The following is a 3,012-nucleotide window of genomic DNA, read 5'->3' as shown; positions in this document are numbered from 1 at the left end:
TTTCGTGCGTGCTGGAGGCGGTGGGCACGCCCCTTACCGTGCCCGTACTATTAACACGGGTGCCGCCATGGTTGCCCTCTACAGGTAAACCGTAACTTCGTGATAGGACTGGTTCATGCAGAATGGACGCGCAGGACGCCTGCACCCCGCCGTCGGCACTGCCCGCCGCCACCTCGCCGCCGCCCTCGAAAAGCTCCTCGGTGCCGGAAGCATCAAAGCCACCGGACGCTCCCGCACCGCCTCCACCGCGGACGCCGCCGACCTGCCCCTGCTCCTGGTCGCCTGCAGCGGCGGCCCCGACTCCCTCGCACTGGCGGCAATTGCCGCGCACTTCGCCCGCCGCGGCGACGTGCGCGTAGGCGCCATCATCGTCGATCACGGCCTGCAGGAAGACTCCGCCGAGGTTGCCGCGCAGACCGCGCAGACCCTCACCGACCTGGGGCTTCACCCCGTCATCACCGAAAAAGTGCAGGTTCCCGTCGGCAACATGGGCCCCGAAATGGCGGCACGCACCGCCCGCTACGCAGCCTTCAAGAAGGCTGTTGAAGCCACCGGCGCCCGCGCCGTACTGCTCGGCCACACCCTCGACGACCAGGCAGAAACCGTGCTGCTCGGCCTGAGCCGCGGCTCCGGCACGCGCTCCCTGGCGGGCATGCCGCCCGTGCGCGTCGAAGGGGGCGTCACCTACCTGCGTCCCTTCCTCGGCCTGCGCCGCACCGACATGCTCGACATCTGCGACGCCGAAACCCTCACCCCCTGGATTGACCCGACCAACGCCGACCAGTCCCTCATGCGTGCCCGCATCCGCCACAGCGTGCTGCCCTACCTGGAGGAGCACCTCGGCGGGGACGTCGCCCGCTCCCTGGCGCGCACCGCCTCCGTAGCTGGCCCCGACGCCGAGTACCTCGACGAGCAGGCACAGGCCGCCTACGAGCAGGCGCTCCTACCCGCCGGAACCGCCGTGCGCGGCATCGAATGTGAAGACGCCGTGCTGCTGGACCGTGCGCAGGTGGCGGCGCTGCACCCGGCGCTTCGATTGCGTGTGCTTGCGACCGCCTGCAAGGCCGCCGGGGGAGAGAACCCCGGCTTCGAGCGACTGCAGGCGCTGGACTCCTTCACCGCCGAATACGCGGTGGCTGGGCCCGTTCAGATGCCCGGTCACGTGAGCGCGTACCGTCGCCGCAAAATTGCGCATCCAGCAACCGGTGAACGCCTGGACGTGCTCGTATTAGTGCCAACTCGACCCTAACTAGGTGCCCAGCTAGGTGCCCGCGGAGCCCCCTCAGCACACACTATCTGCGTGGTGAGGTGCGCCGCGGCGCCGTTTTAAGCCATACTTAAGGCGAACACCATCCACATTGTCCGCTGTGGGAAGGCATGAAACCCCTCACCCGGGGCCCCCGGCGGAGGCGCAGAGCGTCTAAAAGAATACGAAGGAATACATCGTGCAGGCTATCGACGTGCAGGACGATATTAAGAACGTTCTCTTCAGCAAGGAAGAGATTAATGCAAAGGTCGCCGAACTGGCGGCGCGCATCGACGAAGACTACGCCGGTAAGGACGTGCTGTTGGTGGGTGTTCTCAAGGGCGCCATCATGATCATGGCTGACCTTTCCCGCGCTCTCAAGGGCCACTACACCATGGACTGGATGGCTGTTTCCTCGTACGGTTCCGGCACCAAGTCCTCCGGCGTTGTGCGTATCCTCAAGGACCTGGACACCGACCTGGTAGGCCGCAACGTCCTGATCGTAGAAGACATCATCGACTCCGGCCTGACCCTGGCATGGCTGCAGCAGAACCTGATTTCTCGCGGCGCAGCTTCCGTTGAGATTTGCACCCTGCTGCGCAAGCCCAAGGTCGTCAAGGCTGACGTTGAGGTCAAGTACGTCGGCTGGGACATCGAGCCCGAGTTCGTTGTTGGTTACGGCCTGGACTTCGCTGAGAAGTACCGCAACCTGGACTGCGTCGCAACCCTGCACCCGCACGTTTACTCCTAAGCCTTCACCTCAGCAACCATGCTGTAAGGTGGTGACGCCCCGCCTCCTCACGCTTGTGGGGGAGCGGGGCGTTGCTGTACCCGGCGGCGAATGTACTCGGGGGCGGATGTACCCGCCGCAGAAGATGCACTTTCACCCCCGCCGAGTGCTACAACCCTTTAGCCCGCAGGTGAAATAGAGAAGCCCTGTACCTAGCCGCTCGCCGGGGTAGGGTACATTTAAGGTTGCATCGTTGGGTGTTCCGGCTAGCATGCCGCAACCCCCGACGGGTTACAGCCGCAACGTAAGGACAAAGCATTGGCGCAAAATCCCAATACTCCGCAGAAAGGCTCGGAGGCCTTCCTGAAGAAGCTGATTCATAGCTCCTGGTTCTTGCCGGGCGCAGCTATCGTAGTCATGCTGGCTTTCCTCATGGCCTCCTTCTTCACCCAGCCCTCGCGTCAGGTGGACACCAACGTGGGTCTTCAGCTGCTCAACGACCACCAGGTCAAGAGCGCAAAGATCTACGACGGCGACCAGCGCGTCGAGCTGCAGCTTAAGGACGACTACAAGAAGGGCAACGACAACTACGGTAAGTCGGTGCGCTTCTACTACGTGCAGCCCCGCGGCGACGAAGTTGCTAAGGCAATGGAATCCGCCGAACTGGAAAGCTACACGGACCAGCCGGTTGAGCACAGCTTCCTGGGCTCCCTGGTGTCCCTGCTCCTGCCGATTCTGCTCTTTGGTGTGCTCTTCTGGTTCCTGATGGGACGAGTCGGAGGCGGCTCCTCCGTGATGAGCTTCTCCAAGTCCCGCGCGAAGAAGTTCACCAAGGACAAGCCGGAAGTCCGCTTCAGCGACGTCGCCGGCGTGGACGAGGCGCTCGCCGAGCTGGAAGAAGTCCGCGAGTTCCTGGCTGAACCCGAAAAGTTCACCCGCCTGGGTGCAAAGATCCCCAAGGGCGTGCTGCTGTACGGCCCTCCCGGCACCGGTAAGACCCTGCTCGCCAAGGCTGTGGCGGGCGAGGCAGGCGTGC

3 protein-coding genes are annotated in these 3,012 nt (G+C 63.9%); all 3 read left to right on the top strand.

Annotation, left to right across the window (positions count from 1 at the left end):
* Window positions 1-115: 115 nt before the first annotated feature.
* Complete coding sequence (tilS, locus tag HMPREF2710_RS04545; RefSeq protein ID WP_070599757.1) at window positions 116-1,249, top strand: tRNA lysidine(34) synthetase TilS; 1,134 nt, start codon at window positions 116-118, stop codon at window positions 1,247-1,249.
* Window positions 1,250-1,445: 196 nt separating this feature from the next.
* On the top strand, window positions 1,446-1,997 hold the full coding sequence (gene hpt / locus HMPREF2710_RS04540; protein WP_005504342.1) for a hypoxanthine phosphoribosyltransferase: 552 nt from the start codon (window positions 1,446-1,448) through the stop codon (window positions 1,995-1,997).
* Between the two features lie 297 nt (window positions 1,998-2,294).
* Window positions 2,295-3,012 (top strand): ATP-dependent metallopeptidase FtsH/Yme1/Tma family protein (locus HMPREF2710_RS04535; RefSeq protein ID WP_141746607.1); only part of this gene is annotated, 718 nt, incomplete at its 3' end.

Origin of the sequence: Rothia sp. HMSC069D01 (genome assembly GCF_001810135.1) — a bacterium.
Classification (GTDB): Bacteria; Actinomycetota; Actinomycetes; order Actinomycetales; family Micrococcaceae; genus Rothia.
The sequence above is the reverse complement of the archived record's forward strand: the minus strand, read 5'-3'. Positions and strand labels throughout refer to the sequence as shown.